The organism is Idiomarina sp. D18 (assembly GCF_057748155.1).
Map to the genome: position 1 here is coordinate 1,890,103 of NZ_CM173240.1, position 25,386 is coordinate 1,915,488.

The 25,386-nt window shown below is 44.1% G+C and carries 29 protein-coding genes and 2 pseudogenes; 6 read left to right on the top strand and 25 right to left on the bottom strand.

The window, feature by feature from the left end:
• Positions 1–414: 414 nt before the first annotated feature.
• Positions 415–687, bottom strand: a complete 273-nt coding sequence (locus AC3AP5_RS09140; RefSeq protein WP_487326568.1) for a hypothetical protein — start codon at positions 685–687, stop codon at positions 415–417.
• Positions 688–815: 128 nt separating this feature from the next.
• Here AC3AP5_RS09140 and AC3AP5_RS09145 point away from each other — a divergent pair.
• Positions 816–1,787: pseudogene (locus AC3AP5_RS09145) on the top strand (IS30 family transposase).
• 43 nt (positions 1,788–1,830) lie between these two features.
• On the opposite strand, the gene AC3AP5_RS09150 reads toward AC3AP5_RS09145, so the two are convergent.
• Positions 1,831–2,061 (bottom strand): hypothetical protein, encoded by a 231-nt coding sequence (locus tag AC3AP5_RS09150; RefSeq protein WP_487326569.1) that lies wholly within the window; start codon positions 2,059–2,061, stop codon positions 1,831–1,833.
• A gap of 8 nt (positions 2,062–2,069) precedes the next feature.
• Positions 2,070–2,882 carry an RHS repeat-associated core domain-containing protein gene (locus tag AC3AP5_RS09155; RefSeq protein ID WP_487326570.1) on the bottom strand — a complete coding sequence of 271 codons (813 nt, stop codon included), beginning with the start codon at positions 2,880–2,882 and terminating at the stop codon, positions 2,070–2,072.
• 145 nt (positions 2,883–3,027) lie between these two features.
• Between AC3AP5_RS09155 and AC3AP5_RS09160 the strand changes: the two genes are divergently transcribed.
• Complete coding sequence (locus AC3AP5_RS09160; protein ID WP_487326571.1) at positions 3,028–3,351, top strand: hypothetical protein; 324 nt, start codon at positions 3,028–3,030, stop codon at positions 3,349–3,351.
• A 122-nt stretch (positions 3,352–3,473) separates the two neighbouring features.
• Here the strand turns inward: AC3AP5_RS09160 and AC3AP5_RS09165 are convergent, their stop codons facing one another.
• The 7 genes from AC3AP5_RS09165 to AC3AP5_RS09195 form a co-directional block, all read right to left on the bottom strand.
• Positions 3,474–4,679, bottom strand: a complete 1,206-nt coding sequence (locus tag AC3AP5_RS09165) for an IS256 family transposase (RefSeq protein ID WP_487326572.1) — start codon at positions 4,677–4,679, stop codon at positions 3,474–3,476.
• Between the two features lie 75 nt (positions 4,680–4,754).
• On the bottom strand, positions 4,755–5,159 hold the full coding sequence (locus AC3AP5_RS09170) for a hypothetical protein (protein ID WP_487326573.1): 405 nt from the start codon (positions 5,157–5,159) through the stop codon (positions 4,755–4,757).
• A 10-nt stretch (positions 5,160–5,169) separates the two neighbouring features.
• The gene (locus AC3AP5_RS09175) at positions 5,170–5,913 is read right to left on the bottom strand and encodes an RHS repeat-associated core domain-containing protein (protein WP_487326574.1); all 744 of its coding nucleotides are present in this window, start codon (positions 5,911–5,913) and stop codon (positions 5,170–5,172) included.
• Between the two features lie 680 nt (positions 5,914–6,593).
• A complete protein-coding gene (locus AC3AP5_RS09180) occupies positions 6,594–7,019 on the bottom strand; it encodes a hypothetical protein (protein WP_487326575.1) in 426 nt (141 codons plus the stop codon).
• The gene (locus AC3AP5_RS09185; RefSeq protein WP_487326576.1) at positions 7,019–7,780 is read right to left on the bottom strand and encodes an RHS repeat-associated core domain-containing protein; all 762 of its coding nucleotides are present in this window, start codon (positions 7,778–7,780) and stop codon (positions 7,019–7,021) included. The genes AC3AP5_RS09180 and AC3AP5_RS09185 overlap by 1 nt, the downstream gene beginning before the upstream one ends.
• A gap of 854 nt (positions 7,781–8,634) precedes the next feature.
• A complete protein-coding gene (locus AC3AP5_RS09190) occupies positions 8,635–8,907 on the bottom strand; it encodes a hypothetical protein (RefSeq protein ID WP_487326577.1) in 273 nt (90 codons plus the stop codon).
• Positions 8,888–9,631, bottom strand: a complete 744-nt coding sequence (locus tag AC3AP5_RS09195; RefSeq protein WP_487326578.1) for an RHS repeat-associated core domain-containing protein — start codon at positions 9,629–9,631, stop codon at positions 8,888–8,890. The genes AC3AP5_RS09190 and AC3AP5_RS09195 overlap by 20 nt, the downstream gene beginning before the upstream one ends.
• A gap of 145 nt (positions 9,632–9,776) precedes the next feature.
• On the opposite strand from AC3AP5_RS09195, the gene AC3AP5_RS09200 reads away from it, so the two are divergent.
• Complete coding sequence (locus AC3AP5_RS09200) at positions 9,777–10,109, top strand: hypothetical protein (protein ID WP_487326579.1); 333 nt, start codon at positions 9,777–9,779, stop codon at positions 10,107–10,109.
• 50 nt (positions 10,110–10,159) lie between these two features.
• Here AC3AP5_RS09200 and AC3AP5_RS09205 read toward each other — a convergent pair.
• The 7 genes and pseudogenes from AC3AP5_RS09205 to AC3AP5_RS09235 form a co-directional block, all read right to left on the bottom strand.
• Positions 10,160–11,616: pseudogene (locus AC3AP5_RS09205) on the bottom strand (IS3 family transposase).
• A 160-nt stretch (positions 11,617–11,776) separates the two neighbouring features.
• The gene (locus tag AC3AP5_RS09210; protein WP_487326580.1) at positions 11,777–12,118 is read right to left on the bottom strand and encodes a hypothetical protein; all 342 of its coding nucleotides are present in this window, start codon (positions 12,116–12,118) and stop codon (positions 11,777–11,779) included.
• Between the two features lie 11 nt (positions 12,119–12,129).
• Positions 12,130–12,930, bottom strand: a complete 801-nt coding sequence (locus tag AC3AP5_RS09215; RefSeq protein ID WP_487326581.1) for an RHS repeat-associated core domain-containing protein — start codon at positions 12,928–12,930, stop codon at positions 12,130–12,132.
• 143 nt (positions 12,931–13,073) lie between these two features.
• Positions 13,074–15,041: an RHS repeat domain-containing protein gene (locus tag AC3AP5_RS09220; protein ID WP_487326582.1), complete on the bottom strand. Its 1,968-nt coding sequence runs from the start codon at positions 15,039–15,041 to the stop codon at positions 13,074–13,076.
• Entirely contained in the window at positions 15,038–15,319 is a 282-nt protein-coding gene (locus tag AC3AP5_RS09225) for an RHS repeat domain-containing protein (RefSeq protein ID WP_487326583.1), read from the bottom strand. The genes AC3AP5_RS09220 and AC3AP5_RS09225 overlap by 4 nt, the downstream gene beginning before the upstream one ends.
• Before the next feature lie 1,234 nt (positions 15,320–16,553).
• Complete coding sequence (locus AC3AP5_RS09230; RefSeq protein ID WP_487326584.1) at positions 16,554–16,979, bottom strand: hypothetical protein; 426 nt, start codon at positions 16,977–16,979, stop codon at positions 16,554–16,556.
• Between the two features lie 8 nt (positions 16,980–16,987).
• Entirely contained in the window at positions 16,988–17,656 is a 669-nt protein-coding gene (locus tag AC3AP5_RS09235) for an RHS repeat-associated core domain-containing protein (RefSeq protein ID WP_487326585.1), read from the bottom strand.
• 373 nt (positions 17,657–18,029) lie between these two features.
• Between AC3AP5_RS09235 and AC3AP5_RS09240 the strand changes: the two genes are divergently transcribed.
• Entirely contained in the window at positions 18,030–18,347 is a 318-nt protein-coding gene (locus AC3AP5_RS09240; RefSeq protein WP_487326586.1) for a hypothetical protein, read from the top strand.
• A gap of 75 nt (positions 18,348–18,422) precedes the next feature.
• On the opposite strand, the gene AC3AP5_RS09245 is transcribed toward AC3AP5_RS09240, so the two are convergent.
• Both AC3AP5_RS09245 and AC3AP5_RS09250 read right to left on the bottom strand, forming a co-directional pair.
• Entirely contained in the window at positions 18,423–19,124 is a 702-nt protein-coding gene (locus AC3AP5_RS09245) for a hypothetical protein (RefSeq protein ID WP_487326587.1), read from the bottom strand.
• Positions 19,125–19,133: 9 nt separating this feature from the next.
• Complete coding sequence (locus tag AC3AP5_RS09250; protein WP_487326588.1) at positions 19,134–19,934, bottom strand: RHS repeat-associated core domain-containing protein; 801 nt, start codon at positions 19,932–19,934, stop codon at positions 19,134–19,136.
• A 491-nt stretch (positions 19,935–20,425) separates the two neighbouring features.
• Here AC3AP5_RS09250 and AC3AP5_RS09255 point away from each other — a divergent pair, with 491 nt between their 5' ends.
• Positions 20,426–20,689: a hypothetical protein gene (locus tag AC3AP5_RS09255; RefSeq protein WP_487326589.1), complete on the top strand. Its 264-nt coding sequence runs from the start codon at positions 20,426–20,428 to the stop codon at positions 20,687–20,689.
• A 302-nt stretch (positions 20,690–20,991) separates the two neighbouring features.
• Complete coding sequence (locus AC3AP5_RS09260; RefSeq protein WP_487326572.1) at positions 20,992–22,197, top strand: IS256 family transposase; 1,206 nt, start codon at positions 20,992–20,994, stop codon at positions 22,195–22,197.
• 30 nt (positions 22,198–22,227) lie between these two features.
• On the opposite strand, the gene AC3AP5_RS09265 is transcribed toward AC3AP5_RS09260, so the two are convergent.
• The 6 genes from AC3AP5_RS09265 to AC3AP5_RS09290 form a co-directional block, all read right to left on the bottom strand.
• Positions 22,228–22,830 carry a DUF6012 family protein gene (locus tag AC3AP5_RS09265; RefSeq protein ID WP_487326590.1) on the bottom strand — a complete coding sequence of 201 codons (603 nt, stop codon included), beginning with the start codon at positions 22,828–22,830 and terminating at the stop codon, positions 22,228–22,230.
• Positions 22,831–23,066: 236 nt separating this feature from the next.
• Positions 23,067–23,708 carry a hypothetical protein gene (locus tag AC3AP5_RS09270; protein ID WP_286682728.1) on the bottom strand — a complete coding sequence of 214 codons (642 nt, stop codon included), beginning with the start codon at positions 23,706–23,708 and terminating at the stop codon, positions 23,067–23,069.
• Positions 23,705–24,469 carry an RHS repeat-associated core domain-containing protein gene (locus tag AC3AP5_RS09275; RefSeq protein WP_487326591.1) on the bottom strand — a complete coding sequence of 255 codons (765 nt, stop codon included), beginning with the start codon at positions 24,467–24,469 and terminating at the stop codon, positions 23,705–23,707. The genes AC3AP5_RS09270 and AC3AP5_RS09275 overlap by 4 nt, the downstream gene beginning before the upstream one ends.
• A 127-nt stretch (positions 24,470–24,596) precedes the next feature.
• Positions 24,597–24,935: a hypothetical protein gene (locus tag AC3AP5_RS09280; protein WP_487326592.1), complete on the bottom strand. Its 339-nt coding sequence runs from the start codon at positions 24,933–24,935 to the stop codon at positions 24,597–24,599.
• Between the two features lie 9 nt (positions 24,936–24,944).
• Positions 24,945–25,211 carry a hypothetical protein gene (locus AC3AP5_RS09285; protein ID WP_487326593.1) on the bottom strand — a complete coding sequence of 89 codons (267 nt, stop codon included), beginning with the start codon at positions 25,209–25,211 and terminating at the stop codon, positions 24,945–24,947.
• A 9-nt stretch (positions 25,212–25,220) separates the two neighbouring features.
• Entirely contained in the window at positions 25,221–25,376 is a 156-nt protein-coding gene (locus AC3AP5_RS09290) for a hypothetical protein (protein ID WP_487326594.1), read from the bottom strand.
• Between the last annotated feature and the right edge of the window lie 10 nt (positions 25,377–25,386).

Genomic DNA, 25,386 nt, shown 5'->3' on the forward strand with positions numbered 1-25,386 from the left:
TATATACCCCTCCTAAAAAGCCAAGTATAAGGATAGGCCAATATAAAGGCTCACTTTCGAGGATTCTAACACCTCTGTAAGAGATATGGCCTGTGTCCCAACTATGGTAAGTAAGTGCTAAGAGTACAATGGCAACGATTAAATATAGCCAATTAAGTTTCTTAGATTTATTCAAGCCTATCTTCCTCTATTATTAACTTTGTTGCCTCTTCTTCCACACGAGATGCCGTTTCTTCCGTTATTACTGCGACGGTATCACTCGCACCTTTTCTGTAAGTACGCCTTTCTGCAGCTTCAAGCATGGAATTGACACGAAATCTTGCACAGTCACATCTGAATAGTGAACAACCATGACTTGCCTAGATGTGAGCAGAAAACAAAGCCCCGCGAGGGCGAAGTTTTGGATTAACATCATTAATCTTCAGGAGTGTTTAATTTCTCTTTAGAGCCTAGAGTTCCCAACCAAACAAATAAAAATGCAAATGCTGATTTCTTAAACAAATATGCATAATATCCCCATCCTTCGCCACGTTTAACTACATATTCCCCTGAGTCCGCTATACCAGAAGAAAGTATGATGAATACGTCATACAAAAAAGGAAGTGATACTAAAAGCATACAAATCTTAAAGGCAAGCAAATACCTTTTGTCCAAATAGACAACCAAACGAGCTCTTTTACTCATCATTGATCTCTTCTTTTATTTCCTGAATTCAGATAATAACCGCAACACTCATGTAATGGGATAGGTCGGAAGGAGGTCAGCTACCCACATGTGGTAGTCTTACTTTTCGACCAAAAAAAGTGAGCTCTAACATGAGTTATCGGCAGCTGACCGAGGGACAACTATACCCGTTTTCTGCGTTGCTCTCAGAAGAATTTTCACAACGAGAGATTGCAAGAAAACTGAACATTGCGCCCTCGACCGTCCATCGAGAGTTGCGACGTAACAACAGTTTATGAGGGTCTTATGACCCTCAACTGGCTCAAGAGCGCACGCTAAAACGGCGTTTAAAGCCAAAGCCCAAAAGGGTTTGCGAGAATACGCGAAACGCTGTAGAGCTGATGCTCGAGATGGACTGGAGCCCGGATCAAATATCGGCTATCTGCACGCGAATAGGCTATCCAGTCAGTCACGAGTGGATTTACAATTATGTATTGGCTGACTTTTATGGCGGAGGTGGTTTATTTACTCACCTTCGCCACCGGTTAAGACGCTATAAAAAGCGCCTGCATAAGCAACGAGGTCGGATTTTAGGGCGTCGCTCGATACACGACCGGCCAGCAATTATTGATGACCGAGAACGCTACGGCGACTGGGAAATCGACACTGTTATCGGCAAGCGTGGAACCGGTGCTATTGTCACGCTGTTAGAGCGTAAAAGCCGTTTTTACCTTGTGAAAAAAGTCACAAGCAAACACGCTGATGCCGTTGCTGACGCCACTATAGAAATGCTGCAGCCCTTTAAAGCTCTGGTTCACAGCATTACGGCCGACAACGGTTTAGAATTCGCGGGCCATGAACGAATTGCAAAAGAGCTCGAGACCGACGTTTATTTTGCTGACCCGTATGCTTCTTATCAGCGCGGCGCGAACGAAAATGCGAACCGCTTATTGCGTCAATACGTGCCAAAAGGTACTGATTTGAGCACTGTAACCAACGAGCTGATGGCTAAATATCAGCAACGCCTGAATTTACGTCCCAGGAAAACACTGGGCTTTATTCAGCCAGACATAATTTTTAAAGAGCAATTGCAACACGCTAAGAGCGAGTGTTGCAGTTATTAGTTGAATCTAGGAAACACAAATTTAGCAATCTTCGTTGAAAGCTTTAACCACTACGTTTAATCAGCTTTAAGTCTTCATCAGAGCTTGTTTTATGAACCAATCCAGCGCTGTCTGACATTATCAAAATTCCCACTTTCAAATATGACCACTCATTGAATGCATACTCTTTTGAATACTCGTTAGTATCGATTGAGCAAACAACTTTACCGAGATTTCCTTCCCATAATTGTACAATATCACCAACTTTTGCAACTTCTCCCGTTTTGTATTTCATTTTCTTATCTACCTTATAAATGGCTGTATTGGGATAGCATTTAACGGAGGTGGAGGCGCAACAATATTAAACTCTTTCCAAAAGCATTGGCAGTTGTTGGGGTTTTGCATTGCTTCATATAAATGCACATGGTCTCCCGTAAATGGGTAATGCGGAGTGCTTGGTGGCACCATATCAAGCCGATATGATATTGATCCGACGGGAATTTGCGAACTATCCGCTAAGGTGCAAATCGGTAAACATTGAGACGGTTGCATATCTTCAAGCTTTTGCTGAGAAAAAGTCCCGTCTCCCATTTTTGTCGGCAGAACCGCCATTAAAACTAAACCCCAAGGTGTTCTGACCCATTTAGGAATTGCCACTCCGGCTTGACTCGCTGTCCTTCCAATTGCAACCGTAGTTGCCGTGACTGTTTCTCCATTACTGCTACTATCTTCTTTTTTAGAATTGCTAGAAGAACCACTAGAATATGAGTAGTCACAACCTGTAATACCACAAAAATTCTGACGCTGCTGGTCTTGGTATTTCTCCAACCTATTACTTGCCATTCCGGTCGGATCAACATACTTATACGGATTGTTGTTTGCATACGCATACCGATTAAAGCTATGTACATCACGGAATCCAATTGGATCATTCGAGTAGAACCGACCTATGACTGGATCATAGTATCGTGCCTGCATATAAACGAGCCCGGTGTTATCGCCAACATGACCCGTGTATCCTTGTTGGCTGGCTGGACTTAAATCATCTCCCACCTGAGCCACTGTTTCACCATCTAGGATTATCTTATAGCTACTATGTCCGTTCTGCGCGCTCATTAACAGCGCACCCTCTCGACTGTATACCGTTAGCCGTTTTTGTCCACCCTGCTCTACAGTGAGGCGATGACCGTGCGCATCGTACTGGTACTGCGTATCCCCTAATTGCGTTAAACGCCCCGCTCCGTTATAGCTTAAACTATCTATGCCCGTATGGGTGACGCGTCCAGCGCAAAGTCGCGCAAAATGCGCGACCTACTGCGCTGCGTACGACCCGATACTCTCATCAGTGGGTCTTGTGCATCGTAGCTTTGTCGGTGGTCGTGCAGCCTATCAACTCGACGATGGCACTTATTCAGTCGATGCCGGTGAAAACGATATTCGGGCTAACTATGACCAAAAAAATGCAGAAATGAAGTTCTTCTGCCGTTACCAACGGGGTATGAACTTTTACGATAAGAAACTGATGGCTTTTGCCACCAAGCATGGCATTGAGACGAAATCTTGTACCGTTTCATCTGAATATTGAACCGCTACGACTTGTCTTGATGTGAACAAAAAAATAAAGCCCCGCGAGGGCGAGGCTTTGGATTTAAAAGAGTGGGCCCTAAGAGACTGTAAAAAATTTTGTGTAAATGGCTGTTTGCACTGTTAAATCCGATCCTGATACATGATCTCGAATTGCGCCATGGCCGGTTTCCAGTTGCGTATGGGCATCGTCCACTTTTTCGATGCCTGATGCAAGGCTAAGTACAATACCTTCATGATGGCCTCATCATTCGGGAACGACCGGCGAGTCTTGGTAATTTTACGCAATGACGCGTTCAGCGATTCGATGGCGTTAGTGGTGTAGATAGCCTTACGTATCTCCGCCGGGTATTCGAAGAATACGCTTAAGCGTTCCCAGTTTGCCCGCCATGAGCGGCTTATGGTCGGATGCTCTTCATCCCACTTTTCAGCGAACTCTTCCAGCGCCTGCTCTGCTGCAGCGCGGGTGGCAGCACCATAAATTAGCTTTAAGTCAGCTGCGATGATCTTGCGTTGCTTCCAGTTTACGTAACGCATAGAGTGGCGAATTTGATGCACGATGCACAGCTGTACCTGAGTCTTCGGGTAAACCGCTTCAATGGCTTCGGGGAAGCCCTTCAAGCCATCGCAGCAGGCGATAAAGATATCATCGACGCCGCGATTTTTAAGCTCGTTCATCACAGATAACCAGAATTTAGCGCCTTCGGTTTGCGCCATCCACAGGCCAAGGAGCTCTTTTTCACCGTCGGTGTTAATACCAAGCGCCAGGTAGACTGACTTATTTTGAACAACGCCAGAGTCACGGCTGCGAACCACCAGGCAATCAAGGTAAACGACCGGGTAAAGCTTTGCCAGTGGTCGATGTTGCCAGGCCTTTACTTCGTCCATCACCTCGTTTGTAACCTGAGATATGAATGTGGGAGATACTTCAACACCGTAGGCTTCTTCAAGGTAAGCCTGGATATCCCGGGTAGTCATGCCTCTGGCATAGAGCGCGACGATGCGCTCATCGAATCCGTTAAGCTGGCGTTCACCTTTGCGAACCAGTTTAGGCTCAAAGCTACCGTTGCGATCACGGGGAATATCCAGCTCGACGTCACCGTTGGTGCTACGAACAGCCTTCTTGGTTTTACCGTTGCGGGAGTTACCGCTGTTATTGCCGGCCGCATCATTTGGGGCGTAGCCTAAATGGGCTTGCATCTCGGCTTCTAAAGCGCGTTCAGCGACTTTTTTGGTAAGCTGCTTGAGCAGCCCAGCTTCACCTAAAATGTCGTCGGGTGAGTCACAGCCATCAAGCAGCTGATCGATGAGTTTGTCTGATATTGGCATTCTGATATCCTTCTTCGATATTGCTAAGAATGCCATTTACACAGATATTTTTACACTCTCGGCCCTAAAATTACTTTAATCAACTATGCACGTTACGGAATCACAATTAACTTTAATCGAACCTTCATCCACAAAAAGCAATATCAAATCATAACCACTTTTTATCTCAGTCAAAGGTAAAAATCCATTCATAATGGATTTATCTTCAGGATGAAGACATCCGAATGATTCAAGAGTAGATTCGCTCTTTATGTTAGAAAAGGAAAGATAAGAGACATTATTGAATTTCAATGTCAGCTTATTTATTGTTCCTTTAATATTAACCCAATCTTCATCTAACTTTTGCCACTCAAGCTCTAGCATGTATCGACTTTGATCGAAGGAAATGTTTACAAAATCAAAATCCGAATGCAGATCTAGATAATCCCCATCTTTTTCAATTGCAATATTGTCACTTACAGTAAAATTAAAATCTGTCATGTTACTTTCCTCATTGACCATTAGATTTTAAATGTTCAGCTACTTTTCTTAAATCTTTAAGTGTTGCGGGGGTTGTTTCACCTGTTTTAGTTACGCTTCCAACCTCACCAGCCCTAGGCCCTTTCGGAATAACATTATTTCTATACGCCTGAACATGAGGAGTAGATACTTCTCCTTTTCCTTTTACAAAATGAGATTTACCTTGAAGATCAACTCTGACATGTCCATCTTTTGTTTTCATTGTAACGCTATTTTTATTGCCATTTCGCTTTACCAAACTCTTAGCGTACTGTTTAAGTCCTTGTTTTATTGCTACAGCGCCTACTCTTAAGGCTCCAACTGCGGATACCATGCCTTCAGCTTGCGCTGCGCTAATATCAAGTCGCTCTTGTTGGGTCATATTACCTTTGGCTACATCCATATCTAAATGCTTTGCCTCAACCATCAAGCGAGTTTCGCGTCCATCTGGGTCTGTATACTTGTAAGGATTATTATTGGCGTATGCATAACGGTTAAATCCATGTATGCCACCTGTGCGACTGAGATGGCTTACAGAATCAACCGGATCATTCGAGTAGAAACGACCTATGACTGGATCATAGTATCGTGCCTGCATATAAACGAGCCCGGTGTTATCGCCAACATGACCCGTGTATCCTTGTTGGCTGGCTGGACTTGAATCATCTCCCACCTGAGCCACTGTTTCACCATCTAGGATTATCTTATAGCTACTATGTCCGTTCTGCGCGCTCATTAACAGCGCACCCTCTCGACTGTATACCGTTAGCCGTTTTTGTCCACCCTGCTCTACAGTGAGGCGATGACCGTGCGCATCGTACTGGTACTGCGTATCCCCTAATTGCGTTAAACGCCCCGCTCCGTTATAGCTTAAACTATCTATGCCCGTATGGGTGACGCGTCCAGCGCAAAGTCGCGCAAAATGCGCGACCTACTGCGATGCCTACGACCCGATACTCTCATCAGTGGGTCTTGTGCATCGTAGTGGTAGGTTTTAAAAAGCGTACTTTGAGAATATACAGACTGTCTAGTGAAAGCTGGGAAGTCCAGGAACTTTCTCGATTGATGCCGGGGAAAACGATATTCGGGCTATCTATGACCAAGAAAATGCAGAAATAAAGCTCTTCTGCCGTTACCAACGGGATATCAAATTTTACGATAAAAAACTGATGGCTTTTGCCACCCAGCATAGCATTGACACCAAACCTTACACAGCCTCATCTGAATAGTGAACCGCTACGATTTGGCTTGATGTGAACAGAAAAATAAAGCCCCGCGAGGGCGAGGCTTTCGGGTTGGATTCAATGCGGGAAAGCCAGTACACCCAGCTTTGGTAACAACACCCAACCAGCATTCCGAGGCTAAAAAAAGCCCCACCATCTGGTAAGGGCGGGGCTTTTGACTCAACAGTAATAATTAAGGCAGCTCAAAGTATTTTCTGTGCCTGTGAATTTTACACAACTTATCATCGCAGAAGTCCAACTTTAAGTTATTAAAAAATGAGGCGTTAATATAAAAGCTCCATGAATCGTGATCACGAAAAGACTCATACCCCACTGCATGAAATAACGGTGCAACCATCACATCAAAATCCGCATCCGTTGCAAGAGCGGAGGCTGTTTTTTCACTAGCCTTGATTTGTATGAAAACCAATTCATTCGGTGACTTTATTTTACTAAGTGCCGCAGGGAGTTTTGCGTAAACCTCTTTCTTGGTGGCACCTATTTCAAAACCATACGCCTGACCACTGGTTACAGTCTCATCTATATAAGTAATCCACAAATAGAGCGGGTAGCTTATTAATAATAAAACAATGCCTATTAAAATTGCTTTAATTGCCACTAGTGCAGCTCCTTCTCTTTGAACTCAACCCGATCATGAACACTGGCCCCCGGTTGAGCAACACCATTATCCACTTTAGGTGAACCACCGTCGGATTTATTTGCAATAGCTCCGGCTGCGGAATTACTGTTAACACCACCCTGTATTTCAGGAACGGCACTGTATTCTTGGCCTCCTTTTATTGAATCGGCTATTTGGCCTACCTTTTCATCAGAAGCATCTATTTTCCTAAAGCTTGCATCAGAACCATCACCACTTAGACTTTGCCATGCTGCCGTATCAGTCTGCAATGTTCCTTCAGAAAATCCTTCAGTATTGGCATTAACTTCCCCTATTGTATCGTTCCCAACATCACCAAAAGAACGGACAGTAGCATTTGGATCACCGAGAGATTTAGCGTTATAAACGATAAAATTATGGTTTGCTTTACTTGTAAAGCTTAGTGGGCGACTAACTAAGTAAGCATCCTGTCCATCAGGATCAACGTATTTATATGGATTATTGTTTGCGTAGGTATAACGATTGAATCCATGAATATTACCACCGCTTAAAAAGGTTGCAGCATCAACAGGATCATTCGAGTAAAAACGACCTATGACTGGATCATAGTATCGTGCCTGCATATAAACGAGCCCGGTGTTATCGCCAACATGCCCCGTATACCCTTGTTGGCTCGCTGGACTTAAGTCATCACCCACCTGAGCCTCCGTTTCACCATCTAAGATTATCTTATAGCTACTATGTCCGTTTTGCGCGCTCATTAACAGCGCAGCCTCTCGACTTGACCTTTCCTCCAAACTAACTTTCGAGCTATACCACCAGAGCGAGTTGAAGAGGTGCTGTTTTTATTGACCAAAGAGAGCTTTGTTGGAGGCCAATCCGCTTATCAGCTAGACGGTGGCTCTTACTCTACTGATGCTGGGAAAAACGACATTCGGGCTATCTATGACCAAGAAAATATAGAAATAAAGTTCTTCTGACGTTACCAACGAGATATAAACTTTTTTGATAAGAAACTGATGGCTTTTGCCACCAAGCATGGCATTGACACCAAACCTTACACCGCCTCATCTGAATATTGAACAGCTACGACTTGGCTTGATGTGAGCAAAAAACAAAGCCCCGCGAGGGCGAGGCTTTGGACTCAAACTAATGAAGAGGATATGCAAATAATCAGTCCTATTACGAAGTGAAAAACTCGTAATGATTTGTATTTATCACTGTCAGCATATAATGGCTCGCCCACATATAGAGTGTACATATTCTTATTAAGTATAAATAAATGAACCCACTGATAGCCAATCAAGAACAATATTGCAGCCCAGACCCAGTCTTCTGACATTGTCCTTTCAGCAACATATAAACCTCCCGAGACAAAGAATAAAAATGAAATGGTAATTAGTGCTAGTGCTTTCAATTTATTTACCTTCTTCACCTTTCTTATTTTGAAGCTCTTGTGTTTCACCAATCTGTAGTGCCAACAGAGTTATTAGCCAAATCACCCGATAAACCGGCCGCCTCGCCATCAAAAACTAAAGCCTTAGTGTTACCTTTGGTAAAAAAGCACTAGCAATACTATTTCTGGTAAGGCAGAGACTTTAGATTCAAGGAAAGGCTACAACTCCTTCTTTTTAAATTTTATTCCCCAAAAAGCTAAGTATCCGAATAAGGCACTAAAGATCAATCGTTTCGCAATATTCAAATAGAATGCTGTTGGCGAACCTTCTAACGTATACTGGTTTCCACGCCTTACCACATATCCATTTGATATATCCATATAGACATCGTATAGAAAATAAATAGCAGCAATTAAAGCTATAATTTTTAATACCCATGCTACCGCTAAAGGCAATTCGAATGATACTAGCTTAATGTTTTTCTTCGTCATCTTTAATAATCTCTGAAACTTCATTTTGACCTGCTTCATCAGCAGCCTTAATTAGACCTTGAACTTTTTTCGAATTTCCAGCTAATTCCGTAGCTATCTTTGCAACTGTCCCTATAGATTTAGCACCAATTACAGTCACAACACCCTCGACAAGTAGATCTTTTTGAGGAGTTTCTGATAAACCAGCTTCAACAAATCCACTTACAGCGGCAATAACAACTAAAGGGCCCGCCGCTTCAACTTGTCCAACCGCCGCAGATCCAACTGCACCTATAGTTGCAGCATCAGATATGTTACCCGCAGCTTCCCTAGTCCCCTTTTTAATTAATTGGCCTGTAGCCGCAACATCCTTAGGTCCTTGAATATTAGCCTGACTTACGCTCGAATACCCAAACATCGCCGCATAATTTTTAAGCTCCTGCTGGATAGCTCCAATAAGCTCAGGTGCCATTCCTGTAGGATCTGTAAATTTAAAAGGATTATTATTCGCATAAGCATAACGGTTAAAGCTGTGCACATCACGGAACCCTAACGGATCATTTGAGTAGAAACGACCTATGACTGGATCATAGTATCGTGCCTGCATATAAACGAGCCCGGTGTTATCGCCAACATGACCCGTGTATCCTTGTTGGCTGGCTGGACTTAAATCATCTCCCACCTGAGCCACTGTTTCACCATCTAGGATTATCTTATAGCTACTATGTCCGTTCTGCGCGCTCATTAACAGCGCACCCTCTCGACTGTATACCGTTAGCCGTTTTTGTCCACCCTGCTCTACAGTGAGGCGATGACCGTGCGCATCGTACTGGTACTGCGTATCCCCTAATTGCGTTAAACGCCCCGCTCCGTTATAGCTTAAACTAGCTATGCCCGTATGGGTGACGCGTCCAGCGCAAAGTCGCGCAAAATGCGCGACCTACTGCGATGCGTACGACCCGATACTCTCATCAGTAGGTCTTGTGCATCGTAGCTTTGTCGGTGGTCGTGCAGCCTATCAACTCGACGATGGCACTTATTCAGTCGACGCTGGGGAAAACGATATTCGGGCTATCTATGATGCAGCAAATGCGGAATTAAAGTTCTTCTGCCGTTACCAACGAGATATGAACTTTTACGATAAGAAACAGATGGCTTTTGCCTCCAAGCATAGCATTTCCCATACTAAAATGTCCCAAAGCCAATCTGAAAACTCGAAGTAGATTTATCTCTGATTCGGTGTTTTTCAACCGAGTTGTCCAAAAAGCCTGTTTTAAGCAACCGCAATATTGCGCTTAATTTCCTCAACATTGGAGGGATTCAGCGAAACGTCACCAGCAGGCGCCCAGTTTCGAATGCTGCCTGACCAGCGCTCGGGTCTACTGCGTTTTTGTTGCTCATATAATGCGGCGCGTGCCGCTAATATGGCGTTATCTTCTCCACGGTGCCGGCTGCCCGGTGTGACAAAGTTAATGCCACTGTGCAGATGGTGCTCGTTATAAACGTTAACGAAGTCCATCATCCATTGGCGAACATGGCTGAGTGAGCTAAACCCTTTGCGTGGCCATTTCGGACAATATTTTACGGTCCGGAACAGTGACTCTGAATACGGATTATCGTTACTCACTCGCGGCCAGTTATGAGACATCGCCATGCCCAGCTCGGCCAGCCGTGATTTCAGTGTAAACGAGGCTGTTGGTACCCCTTTATCTAAATGCAATACCGGCGGATTGTGCTAGCAACTTTCGCGCAGCCGGGTTCGTTCAACCAGTCATGTTGCCCGTTCACCGGATTCCGTGTCATGGACTTCCCAGCCGACAATTTTGCGGATGTAAATATCGAGTATTAAGTACAGGTACCAGAAAACGCCTTTGACGTTTGAGGGACAATAACTGATGTCCCAGGTGTACACCTGACTCGGTCCGCTTGCCGTGTAACTGGTCGGCAGCGGATGTTTATTCCGGAGTTTTGCTTTGCCCCGGTGTGTTAATTGCCGGTGCTTTTTCAGCACCCTGTAAATCGTTGACTCAGAGCCAATATAAACGCCTTTATCGGCCAGTAACGGTACGATTTGTGAGGCCGGTAAATCTGCATACTGCGGTAAATTACAGACCATCAGGATGCGCTGCTCTTCGTCTTCGCTCAACTGCCGCGGTTGTCTAACTGGGGCTGTTGTGGGCCGCTTACCCCGTGCCGGATTATGAGCCCAGCGCTTTAACGTGCGCTGGCTTATGCACATAACGTGGGCTGCCCGATGACGCGAAGCACCGTTATTCACCGCTTCGTTAAAGTAATCGAGTAGCCTTATACGCTCGCTTTGCGGCGAACCTCGGCCTTGAGCTTTTTAATTTCTTTGGCCGTTTTTTTGCGCTCCTGCTTGACCTGGCGCTCACTGTCAGCAGTGCGACCAAAGCCCTGCAGGCAATCCGTCCGCCACTGTTTGACCTGCTCGGTAAATAAGCCTTTTTCACGACAATACGCTGATAACTCAGCTTCGGATAAACCGGCGGTTTCGATAACGATGGCTAATTTATCTTCAGCTGACCACTGGTCAGCCTGTTTCTGATGTCCGGGCACTGCAACTCCTTGCTCACGACATTGTTTTAACCAATGATACAAGGTTTGCGGACTGATCCAATCGTCATCGGCCACAGAATTTACAGAGCGACTCTGTGGCGGTAATAATTTTTTGAGCGTTGCCGCTTTGCGCTCTTCAGAATAACGTGGCATACATGAACCTATGCCGCCCACTGTTTATTAAAAGATGGCAGAATTGCCAACTGGACAACTAGGTTGACATAGTGGGAAGGTGTCCTTGTATTGTATCTCATTGCGATATGCATGCCATCTATCAGGCCTCTCAAATAAATATCCTGTATTTATAATATTTTTAATTAAACTTTCCAATAATAATTGGCATGATAAATGCCACCGCAAATATTATGAAACCTAAAACCAATAGAATTCCAGATATCCTACCGACATTATTCAGTTCAGAATCCTTAAGGTATTTGTATTTACCTAAAATTAAAAAAGCAACAAATTTACCAGAACTAGAAATAGTATTATTTTTGACAAAGTCAACCTCACCAAGCTCTTTGTATACTTCGCTATGTTTAACGATTAAAATATTAATCATCTTTTTGAAATATATAAAGTAAGCAATAGTTACAGGGATCAGAGACAGCGAAATTAACAACCAAACCGTTTTCAAATCATCTATCGAGAGCATGTATATTAATCCTAATCAAAAACTCTAGTTTTAACGCCAGCAACTTTAGAGCTGACACTTGCACCGGCGACAGCTCCTGCATGCAATGTCAACGCAACAGACGGGGTCCACTGAATCGTAACTCCTCCACCCAAGCCAGCGCCGCCCATTAAAGTGGTAGATGCTATTGGACCATTAGCACTAGCATCTGGTTTTATTAAAATAAAATTAACTGTTCCTCTAGCTGTAGCTCCATGAGCAGTGCCAGTTAAACCTGCAGAAAGCTCAAGCCCTTCACCTTGAACAGTTTGTGAATCTACAGTTGCACCTGCTTTCGCGCCTAATCCCATCCCTGCTGTACCATTAACAGAAACACTTGTTCTGCTACCTAGCTCTTTGGTAGTCCCTTCAATTGCTTCACCTGTAGCATCGATCGCAGCATTTCCAGCTTGTGTTCCTTCTGCTACATTTTCGAATCCGAACATATTTGCAACTACCTCACCCAGATCTGACTTCTCTAATTCAATTTCAGAACTCATTCCTGTAGGGTCGGTAAACTTATAAGGATTATTGTTGGCGTAAGCATATCTGTTAAAACCGTGAATACCGTTTGGCGTACTTAAATGACCTAATGCATCAACAGGATCATTCGAATAAAACCGCCCAATCACTGGATCATAGTATCGTGCCTGCATATAAACGAGCCCGGTGTTATCGCCAACATGACCCGTGTATCCTTGTTGGCTGGCTGGACTTAAATCATCTCCCACCTGAGCCACTGTTTCATCATCTAGGATTATCTTATAGCTACTATGTCCGTTCTGCGCGCTCATTAACAGCGCACCCTCTCGACTGTATACCGTTAGCCGTTTTTGTCCACCCTGCTCTACAGTGAGGCGATGACCGTGCGCATCGTACTGGTACTGCGTATCCCCTAATTGCGTTAAACGCCCCGCTCCGTTATAGCGTAAACTAGCTATGCCCGTATGGGTGACGCGTCCAGCGCAAAGTCGCGCAAAATGCGCGACCTACTGCGATGCGTACGACCCGATACACTCATCAGCTGGTCTTGTGCATCGTAGTGATAGGTTTGAGATACCCCATCCTGCGCCAATGACGTCAGATTTCCCCGCCGGTCATAAGCATAATTCATTGTACCAAATGCATCAGCGTGCGCGCTTATCAAACGGTTAACGCCGTCATACGTCAAGTTATCAATCGATTGCGCTCCATGCACCGCATCAAACACCAATATCAGGTTGCCAGCCGCGTCATAATCGTAGCTCTTATCGATGACAGATGAGCCACTACGTACCACCTGTGTACGCGCTAACCGTAAGCCCTCCTCATCCATTAACCGGTAACTGGTCAGTCCGTTCCCCAGTTGCATACTTCGCATACGCCCATCACTGTGGCGCGTCAGACGTGTCACGATATCTCCCGCTTGGGTCGCTTGACCACGACCATCAGGGGCATAGTTCACCGTATAACCATCGGGATAACGACGTTGGGTGAGGGCATGGGCATCATTATAACGGTATGTAAACGCATAACTGTTGCCCTCATACTCTAAGCGCTCTTCCGTTAATTGTCCCAGTGCGTTATAGCTATAAGTCCACGCACTATCACCATTACTTGCGCTAACCATCTCGCCGTCGGCACGATACGTATAGGTCGCATCCGCTGTTTGGCCCGGATAGTTAATATGGGTCACTTGGTCTTGTGCGTTAAAGGTACGGACGGTTGGGGCTTCACTCCCGACCCAACGTTTAATCGCATTACCCGCTGCGTCTCGCTCATAGTGGTGAGTAAATGCAGGATATTGTTCAGCCACTACATAATCGGTATAAACAGAGTCATAACGATAGCGAATCGTTTGACCGGCTTGCTGGATCGATTGCGCTCGTCCCACGCTATCATAGGTTAATGAAGTCACAATCGTACCACTTGACGAAGGCGCCTCAATGCGAACCAGTTCGCCATCTCCGGCTGAACCGTAGCCGCTATAATAACGTGTCGTGATGAACCCTCGCGGGTCGGTCTCCTCCACCCGATTATTACTCAAATAACGCCATTGTGTGTCACCATACGGGGTCTGTACGCGAGTCTTACGTTGTAGCGCGTCATAAGTGTAATAATTTCCCACTCCATTACCCAACTGATGGCTCCATGTGGATTCAAAGGCCAATTGGCCATCCGGCGTGTAAGCACGCTCTCGATACCGCGTGTCATTCGTTGATACATCACTATCTGCCTCACGTATGACACGATGAAATCCATCCAATGTGTATTGATTAACATGAGCGCCTTGAGTCACTGTATACGCGTTTGCACGCCAATCGTAAGTTGTGGGAATGCCAATTGCCGGGCGCTCTTCAGCCAGCCGACCTAAAGCATCATAGGCGTATGTGGTCGTGATATTCAGCGCGTTAGTCATCGCCGTAATTTCACCATAACGATTTACCGCGCGTGTTTCGGTACCCATTGGACGCTCAATCTGACGCGGAATACCTCGATAGTAATCGGCATACGTTGTTTCGAATCCACGCGGCGATACGTACTTTACTAACTGCCCATTGTTATACGCGAAGGTATGATTCACGCCGTTATTGACAATGGATGTGACATTGCCCCAGTTATCATACGACCATGTTGTTTCGCTAATATCGTCAACCCGTTTTGCTGTTGGTCTATCTATCAACCAAAGGTCCGTGAGCGTTTGATAGTCTCGCTCAATCCTACGCGAACCCGCGCTCCCCGACTGCACCTCAACACGGGGAGAGCCAAACCGTGTAAAGTCGCTATATGCCGTTGTGTAAATATCTTGATTGCTGAGATGCCAGTCTACACGACGCTGCTTCAAATCGGCTCGCTTCTCATAACTATCAAGGTGAGTGAATAGCATTTCAGCAAGGCCAATTCGCTCGCTCGGGCGGTAACTCAATAGCGATTGTCGGGGCGCGTTACACGCGTCAGTGAGGTACCTGTGTAATGATAGGTCCACGTTCTCGCTCTCGCGCTAACAGACGCTACTCGATTATCTTGATATGAAATGATTAACTCGCGCCCATCGGATGCACTGATTCTAATTACTCGCCCTTGGTTATCATAGTGATACCGAACGACATTACCATGCACATCTTCAACTCGCGTTGCCATCATATAAGCTTGGTAACGCGCGATAGCCTTAAAGTCCTTTTCTATCGGTTTGACTTTTATCAAGCGGAGCCTTGAAAAGGTATAGGTATCTCCATTAGGTGCCTGTGCGATAAACTGCTCCCCGCGAGGGCGAAGTTTTGGATTAACATCATTAATCTTCAGGCGTGTTTAATTTCTCTTTAGAGCCTAGAGTTCCCAACCAAACAAATAAAAATGCAAATGCTGATTTCTTAAACAAATATACATAATATCCCCATCCTTCGCCACGTTTAACTACATATTCCCCTGAGTCCGCTATACCCGAAGAAAGTATGATGAATACGTCATACAAAAAAGGAAGTGATACTAAAAGCATACAAATCTTAAAGGCAAGCAAATACCTTTTATCCAAGTAAACAACTAAAGGTGTTCTAGTGCTTATAATAACTCTCATCTTGTACTAATTTGTTCGATAATCACTCTAGTCTTTTATTCATGCATTTTTTCACCACAACAATTGCACTTCCATGAGTCATTTATCATTGAATAGCAACTCCCAGATATGATGGAAGGGAAACCAAAAAAGTGCCCGCCGCACTTAGGGCAAGGACTGAGTGCATAAGCTATGTACCTGAAAAAACCATACGCTACAAATACCATCCCAATTATCGCTAATGGAGGAAAGACTGATCCAGCTAAGATAGCGATAATCGGTAACAAAAAATATGTTAGTGCTTTTTTAAATGGTAGTATCTTTTATTTATTATTAAATTCATTTAGCTAGCCTTTATTATTAGTGCGCGTATTATTTAGATGACTCTGAAACCATCCTTATCGCATCACGTTTATTCGTGATTCTTTCTATAATCAAAAATTCTAGAGACAGCTAAAAACAAAGTATATACCCCTCCTAAAAAACCAAGTATAAGGATAGGCCAATATAAAGGCTCACTCTCGAGGATTTTAATACCTCTGTAAGAGATATGGCCTGTATCCCAACTATGGTAAGTAAGTGCTAAGAGTACAATCGCAACGATTAAATATAGCCAATTAAGTTTCTTAGATTTATTCAAGTCTATCTTCCTCTATTATTAACTTTGTTGTCTCTTCTTCCACACGAGATGCCGTTTCTTCCGTTATTACTGCGACGGTATCACTCGCACCTTTTCTGTAAGTACGCCTTTCTGCACCTTCAAGAATGGAATTGACACGAAATCTTGCACAGTCACATCTGAATAGTGAACAACCATGACTTGCCTCGATGTGAGCAGAAAACAAAGCCCCGCGAGGGCGAGGCTTTGGATTCAAAAGTTACAATTTAATACAAACAGCTATCTTTAACATTAACAAGAGTAAGATTATTTATTTGTTCAGATTCAATTTGAGTATTAAAATTCCAATAAACCTTCTGATTAATTGATTCCTTTTGACCCAATATCATCCTTTTGGGATTAAAGTTTGCAACGCTATCAATGTAGATACTAGTTGTAGTCTCATTTCCCAACTTAAGTTGGAAGCAACTCAAGTCAATATAACTTTTTACAGGTAATATCGGTGTAACTGTAAGAGTTCCATATATCAGGGAATAATTATTTTTTTCTAATTTTTCAACCTTTAATATATCTACAGATACTTTTACTTCTTTCGATTCTAAATGTAGCTCTACTATTTCACCTTCCTTTCCACCCCCATTAAGAGCAAAACAAATCAGACTTACACTAATAATAATTCTAGGATTCAACATATTAGCCTCTAGTTAACATTAGGAGCGATTTTATCAGGATCAACCTGAGGTTTGGCTGCTGTAACTTCTTTAATCCAACTATTTGGCTTAACCGTAGTTGCTGGGTTAGAGATAGTTATCCCTGCCCCCGAATTGTTAACCACATCAACGGCTGCATCGGTACAATTATTACTGAATAGTTTGTATTTAACTTCACCAGAATTGTGAGCTGCCATACTACTTGCTGCACTCGATGCTATTTGAGCATCTTGCCCTAGTAAGAACCCTAAGTTCCCACCACTCGATGTTTCGCCAGCGGCTCCTTGATTGTACGCATTCCAATTTCCCTTACCATCTTGGAAATACAAACTAGTATGCCCATTCCCACCGGCAGCCTTCGGATCAACAGCTAAAACTACGTCACGACCATCAGGGTCCGTATATTTATATGAATTATTGTTTGCATATGCATAACGATTAAAGTTATGTACATTTTTAAATCCAACCGGATCATTCGAGTAGAAACGACCTATGACTGGATCATAGTATCGTGCCTGCATATAAACGAGCCCGGTGTTATCGCCAACATGACCCGTGTACCCTTGTTGGCTGGCTGGACTTAAATCATCTCCCACCTGAGCCACTGTTTCACCATCTAGGATTATCTTATAGCTACTATGTCCGTTCTGCGCGCTCATTAATAGCGCACCCTCTCGACTGTATACCGTTAGCCGTTTTTGTCCACCCTGCTCTACAGTGAGGCGATGACCGTGCGCATCGTACTGGTACTGCGTATCCCCTAATTGCGTTAAACGCCCCGCTCCGTTATAGCTTAAACTATCTATGCCCGTATGGGTGACGCGTCCAGCGCAAAGTCGCGCAAAATGCGCGACCTACTGCGATGCCTACGACCCGATACTCTCATCAGTGGGTCTTGTGCATCGTAGTGATAGGTTTGAGATACCCCATCCTGCGCCAATGACGTCAGATTTCCCCGCCGGTCGTACGCATCGTTCATTGTTTCAAATGCAATCTTCAGGCCCGGTTACTGTCTATAACTCCTAAACAGCAATGGCAACCAAGCCGACGTTCATGCCTTACTGCCAAACTAACTTTCGAACTGTGCCGCCAGAGCGAGTTGAAGAAGTGCTCTCTTCATTGACCAAAGAGAGCTTTGTCGTAGGACAATCCGCTTATCAGCTAAACGATGGCTCTTACTCCGTTGACGCCGGGGAAAACGATATTCGGGCTATCTATGACCAAGAAAATGCAGAATTAAAGTTCTTCTGCCGTTACCAACGGGATATGAACTTTTACGATAAGAAACTGATAGCTTTTGCCACCAAGTATGGCATTGACACCAAACCTTACACCGCCTCATCTGAATAGTGAACAGCTACTACTTCTTTTGATATGAGTAGAAAAAAAGCCCCGCGAGGGCGGGGCTTTGGATTCAAAAGATATCTAATTACTAATTAACTTTTCAATAAGTTCACATTTTTGCTGTCCTAAAAATAATTCAATTGATTTCTCTGTTAAATCACTTTGATTTATTTTCAAACCACAAGATGAATAACTAAAGCTAATGGCATCTTCATTGATGGCTTCTGGCTTGAAAATATCTAAATTATCGGATATTTCAACATGGTCAGTGTAAGAGAAATTACTTACTAATATTTTTTTATCATCGTTTGATAACGTGAAGATCAACATATTATTCAAATCAAGGGATAAAAATTGCTTTACATATCCAGAATGTAATATTTCTTGGTTGCTTTTTACTAAATACAATATAGATACGGATGTCCCCATACTTTTTCTTTGTAAAATGAATACATCATCACGAAACCAATTCACTGACAGTTCGACTGGAAAATCACCTATTTTTTGGAATTGATTAATTTTACTGTCATATAATAAAAATTGAACATTTCCATCTGTCGAAACAATTTTAATAACTGTTAAATCCCCCCTGCTTCTAGAAGAGAACAACGGCTTTACTTCAGAAGAAGAACTATAGTTTTCAAGGTTCAATTCAGTAGGAACTACTGCGTCACCCAAAAGGAGCTTCCCATCTTTTACACGCAGTTCACTCGCATTTGAACAAGAAAAAAGGTTGCTCATACATAGTAAGAAAAACCACAACATACTTTTAAATTTCATCATTTAATATCCTCAAGGATTCTTTTCTTGGAAGAATGTTGTATTGCCTATTACAACTGGAGAATGAGCTACTCCAGTATCCACAAATTTCTGAGTGAAGTTTGATAATGGGGAGTTCAACAATTTTGTTCCTTCAAACAAGGTACTTCCATTTGTTGGGTCTGGTTGACCTGTCAAAACTGATATAACACCAGCTCTAGCAGCAGGGGCTTCTGTTTTTCCACCTTGGGTCCAATTCTTCAAGTAGTCTGTAGCTGCATCGTTTCCGTCACCAAAAAAGCGACCACTAGTTGCAGACTCTAGCATTGATTGACCTCTCTTATCACCAGAGTTAGCTATTACGTTAGCTATTCCTGTAGATTCATCTGTGGTTCGTCCTGCTGCGGGGCCTTCACCATAAACAACTGATGAAATTCTATGGAAATCTCCGACAGTTGTATTTAATGATTGTTCGCCGTTTGCCGTTTGAACATAAACGTTATCATCTTTAGGATTTACCTCTTTGACAAAATGACCATCTTGCGTAAAGACTTCTGCCATACCTGTTGGATCAACAAATTTGTAGGGGTTATTAGCTGCATAGTTATATCGATTAAAACTGTGAACACCTCTGTATCCAACAGGTTCATTCGAATAAAACCGCCCAATTACTGGATCGTAGTATCGTGCCTGCATATAAACGAGCCCGGTGTTATCGCCAACATGACCCGTGTATCCTTGTTGGCTGGCTGAACTTAAATCATCTCCCACCTGAGTCACTGTTTCACCATCTAGGATTATCTTATAGCTACTATGTCCGTTCTGCGCGCTCATTAACAGCGCATCCTCTCGACTGTATACCGTTAGCCGTTTTTGTCCACCCTGCTCTACAGCGCAAAGTCGCGCAAAATGCGCGACCTACTGCGATGCGTACGACCCGATACTCTCATCAGGTGGTCTTGTGCATCGTAGTGGTAGGTTTGAGATACCCCATCCTGCACCAATGACGTCAGATTTCCCCGCCGGTCATACGTGCATACTCCGGTTCTAACAGCGCACCAGTTCAGATTAGATAGCGTCCTAATCCAGTTAAGCTAGCGCACGATTTCCGCTGAAAAAACACAGTTGTTTTTATAATTAATTCTGGAAACAAATTTCCTTTGAGAACGGATCACGCTGAAAAAAACTCAAGATTAGATCCACGCATTTGATATGTTTTTAATCCGTATTTTTCTACCATAAGTCATCAAGCAAAAAGCGAGGGGCGGCTTATGAATACAACGGTTAAAGATTGATACATCGTTTCTGTTTTTGATGATGAGGAATTGATCGGCAAAATCCTCTGGGGCACTTGCGAAGAAGATGAGACTTACAGATTTTCACCGGGAAGCTATATCAGTACATCAAAAATTGAAAAGATTTTTCCTAACAATCAATTAATCAAAACCGCTAGCGGTAGCCTTTATCAAGTTATTGGCGAAGGCAAAAAAGCAGAAGTACAAATGAAAGACTTCGAACTCCTCCGTCACGGCTTCAGTCCTGAGCAGATCACCCAATTGAATTTGGCACCAAACGGATTTTTTCATTGAGCTGCTCAGCCAGAATTGAAAACAAATTCAAAGCGCCAAGCCAGATAAAACAAAGCCCCGCGAGTGCGAGGCGATGAGGTTGGATTCAAATCGGTTAAGACATATTAGCCAGCCTTGAAAACAAATCTCAGCCACTTAGACAGAAAAAAATCCCTGAGAGGCTTTTGTACAAAAAGGTGGATGTCCACATTAAATGATTCTTATCAAACAAGAGTCCAAAACTCCTTATTGTCAGGCTTGGCGAGAGTGTAAAAATATCTGTGTAAATGGCATTCTTAGCAATATCGAAGAAGGATATCAGAATGCCAATATCAGACAAACTCATCGATCAGCTGCTTGATGGCTGTGACTCACCCGACGACATTTTAGGTGAAGCTGGGCTGCTCAAGCAGCTTACCAAAAAAGTCGCTGAACGCGCTTTAGAAGCCGAGATGCAAGCCCATTTAGGCTACGCCCCAAATGATGCGGCCGGCAATAACAGCGGTAACTCCCGCAACGGTAAAACCAAGAAGGCTGTTCGTAGCACCAACGGTGACGTCGAGCTGGATATTCCCCGTGATCGCAACGGTAGCTTTGAGCCTAAACTGGTTCGCAAAGGTGAACGCCAGCTTAACGGATTCGATGAGCGCATCGTCGCGCTCTATGCCAGAGGCATGACTACCCGGGATATCCAGGCTTACCTTGAAGAAGCCTACGGTGTTGAAGTATCTCCCACATTCATATCTCAGGTTACAAACGAGGTGATGGACGAAGTAAAGGCCTGGCAACATCGACCACTGGCAAAGCTTTACCCGGTCGTTTACCTTGATTGCCTGGTGGTTCGCAGCCGTGACTCTGGCGTTGTTCAAAATAAGTCAGTCTACCTGGCGCTTGGTATTAACACCGACGGTGAAAAAGAGCTCCTTGGCCTGTGGATGGCGCAAACCGAAGGCGCTAAATTCTGGTTATCTGTGATGAACGAGCTTAAAAATCGCGGCGTCGATGATATCTTTATCGCCTGCTGCGATGGCTTGAAGGGCTTCCCCGAAGCCATTGAAGCGGTTTACCCGAAGACTCAGGTACAGCTGTGCATCGTGCATCAAATTCGCCACTCTATGCGTTACGTAAACTGGAAGCAACGCAAGATCATCGCAGCTGACTTAAAGCTAATTTATGGTGCTGCCACCCGCGCTGCAGCAGAGCAGGCGCTGGAAGAGTTCGCTGAAAAGTGGGATGAAGAGCATCCGACCATAAGCCGCTCATGGCGGGCAAACTGGGAACGCTTAAGCGTATTCTTCGAATACCCGGCGGAGATACGTAAGGCTATCTACACCACTAACGCCATCGAATCGCTGAACGCGTCATTGCGTAAAATTACCAAGACTCGCCGGTCGTTCCCGAATGATGAGGCCATCATGAAGGTATTGTACTTAGCCTTGCATCAGGCATCGAAAAAGTGGACGATGCCCATACGCAACTGGAAACCGGCCATGGCGCAATTCGAGATCATGTATCAGGATCGGATTTAACAGTGCAAACAGCCATTTACACAAAATTTTTTACAGTCTCGGCTTGGCAACAAATAAATGTTCTTCAGGAGGCATTCGTTCAAGTATTGATTTGTCGCTGAACAATCTTTCATGTTCGACAGAAGGGACATCAATACACTGCTGCCTATGTATTAGCCAACCATCCTGAAATGTGTCTATTGCACCACCTTTCCTAGACTCATCTACGCCCTGAAATAGAATCTCCATAATAGGAGCATGATTTTTTGAGGTTCCGAAAGGATATGGGCTTCTATCTTTAAACTGTCCATATTTGAACCACGCCTTTGTTTCTTCCGTCACACACCCAAACTCGTTGTCTAATACTGAATAATTGACGGTATGCTTAACAACCCTCTCGGCATTAAAACACCAGCGAGTATGAACAGAAAAATCGCGTACATTTCCACTAGTCTTGACTAGTATGCCATTAATCGCTTTTCTACCTTTCTTTTTGCAAGCTACGTAATGGCATTTGTTCGGATATGGCCTTCTGGCAACCACATCTATACCACCTATCAAACGTAAATTGAAATCGGGAATAGTTATATCAACCAACTCAACATTTATGTCCGAATATCGATTAAGTATTCTAGGAGTTAAATGAACCAACACTGAATTCTTCCCTATTACTGTTTAAAAATGATTTTTCCTTCAGTAAACATTGTAGTAAGAGATCTCGAAATATGGCGAATTGATTTTAGCCAACCTTCAAAATATTTGAATACAGAGCAAGTCAGCTAAATGTTCCTACCCTGATAACAGCCCAAAATCACCAAAGCCAGAAAAAACAAAGCCCCGCTTCCTAGGTCAGAGTGCGAGGCTTTGGATTCAAATACGAATCAACTACATCATTTCATAAAGTTATTTTCCAACCTTTGAAATAATAATGAATTCTTCTGCCCTATTAACAAGATAGACTCATCTCTTCCATTATCAGCAGGAAAATACCTCATCAAGCAAACATCACCGTCTTCACCTGATAAATCAAGAATTCCTCTAATATCAAATGCGCTCGAAGAATAATCTTTAGAAACTAGCTGATCATTAATCTCGAAGTGCTTATCATCAGATGATATGACGAACAGGCCAGTTCCACTGTGTAACACTTCATCTGGCAACGGCTTTTCACTGAAGTCATCTAGTTCTACTACGCTTACTAACCTTGAATTTGAGTCATCAACAAAAACTTCATGTTCTTCTCTTTTGTATAAACCAAAGACTTTACGCGAAGCAATCGAAAACTTTTTTAGCCTTAGAGCAGAAGTCTTTCCTGTATCATCTGAGGCCCAAAGAAATGAAACTTTCAGCTTACTGCCTTCAAAGCAATCAACAAGTAACCTTAGAGCTTTCACTTCAGGTTCCGGGTCAGCATCATAACTAGCCTCATTTCTCAGGCTAATCAACTTAATCTGCTCAGTTTCTTTTAATGTACCACGCATATAAAGTTGATAATCATCCGGGCTAGCGCTGCTATTGAATTCTCTTATCACTTCTTATCCTCGTAATAATGGTGCTGCTTAAGTTTACCTTCTTTAGTTTTTCCCGCATTAAAGTGAGGCTTCTGGCCACCTTTACCACCTTGTCCATATGTAGCAGCTTTATCTTGTCTTATGGTAATTTTTTCACCAGCACCATTGGTGTACTCGTACTGTTTAACATTTCTAGAGTCTAAACCAGCAGCATTACCTTCTGGAGTTCCCGACTTAATAGTTTTATCAGGTTGAGCACTTCTTGGAATTCCGTTTGTTTCTTTTGCTTTCCTCAATGCTTGATTTGAAGTGACAGAAATCGTATCAGCGGCTTTGTCACCAGCCCTTACAGCAGTTCCTAATCCCGTTGCTCCCGGAATTAATAAGCCCGCTACATTAGCTCCCAAAGACGCGGTATTAGTAGCATTCACGCCATTGAATGCCATATCGCCCAAATCATATGCAATTAACGCGATATCAACTATTGCATTAAGAAACTCACCATTTGGATCAGTATATTTGTATGGGTTGTTATTAACATACAAGTAGCGATTGAAAGACATGACAGGGTTAGCAGGAGTCCAGCCAACAGGATCATTCGAATAAAACCGCCCGATAACTGGATCACAGTATCGTGCCTGCATATAAACGAGCCCGGTGTTATCGCCAACATGACCCGTGTATCCTTGTTGGCTGGCTGGACCTACATCATCTCCCACCTGAGCCACTGTTTCACCATCTAGGATTATCTTATAGCTACTATGTCCGTTCTGCGCGCTCATTAACAGCGCACCCTCTCGACTGTATACCGTTAGCCGTTTTTGTCCACCCTGCTCTACAGTGAGGCGATGACCGTGCGCATCGTACTGGTACTGCGTATCCCCTAATTGCGTTAAACGCCGCGCTCCGTTATAGTGCATCGTCGCGCAAAATGCGCGACCTACCGCGATGCGTACGACCCGATACTTTCATCAGGTGGGCTTGTGCATCGTCGCGCAAAATGCGCGACCTACTGCGATGCGCACGACCCGATGCTCTCATCAGGTGGGCTTGTGCATCGTCGCGCAAAATGCGCGACCTACTGCGATGCGCACGACTCGATACTTTCATCAGGTGGGCTTGTGCAAAGTCGCGCAAAATGCGCGACCTACTGCGATGCCTACGACCCGATACTTTCATCAGGTGGGCTTGTGCATCGTCGCGCAAAATGCGCGACCTACTGCGATGCCTACGACCCGATACTTTCATCAGGTGGGCTTATGCATCGTCGCGCAAAATGCGCGACCTACTGCGATGCCTACGACCCGATACTTTCATCAGGTGGGCTTGTGCATCGTCGCGCAAAATGCGCGACCTACTGCGATGCGTACGACCCGATACACTCATCAGGTGAGCTTGTGCAAAGTCGCGCAAAATGCGCGACCTACTGCGATGCGTACGACCCGATACTTTCATCAGGTGGTCTTGTGCATCGTCGCGCAAAATGCGCGACCTACTGCGATGCCTACGACCCGATACTCTCATCAGGTGGGCTTATGCATCGTCGCGCAAAATGCGCGACCTACTGCGATGCGCACGACCCGATGCTCTCATCAGGTGAGCTTGTGCATCGTCGCGCAAAATGCGCGACCTACTGCGATGCGTACGACCCGATACTTTCATCAGGTGGTCTTGTGCATCGTCGCGCAAAATGCGCGAC